Here is a 258-nt window from a genome sequence, read left to right as displayed (position 1 = left end):
GCCGTCGATACGGAAACGGTAAACGGGTCATAGATACCCGGCACCGGTAAGGCGTGCTTGGTAACCGCAACATCGACCTGCGTGGCTTGCGGAAATTCAGTTTGCAAGGTGCGCATGACTAACAATGCGACGGACTCGATTAAATCAAATTGATTCGTTGTCACAACGCGTTCGACAGTGCGATACACCGCACTATAAGAAATCGTGGTTGCCAAGTCATCCCCGTGTACCAGGCGCTCAATGGGATAATGCACAACC

Annotated in this window: 1 protein-coding gene; it reads right to left on the bottom strand. The window is 51.6% G+C overall.

What is annotated here, in order from left to right; translation table 11 throughout:
* On the bottom strand, positions 1–258 hold a 258-nt coding region (locus WEIDD23_RS12575; protein WP_062359106.1), incomplete at both ends, for a dihydroneopterin aldolase.

The organism is Weissella sp. DD23, from assembly GCF_001579105.1.
GTDB lineage: Bacteria > Bacillota > Bacilli > Lactobacillales > Lactobacillaceae > Weissella > Weissella cibaria.
The sequence above is the reverse complement of the archived record's forward strand: the minus strand, read 5'-3'. Positions and strand labels throughout refer to the sequence as shown.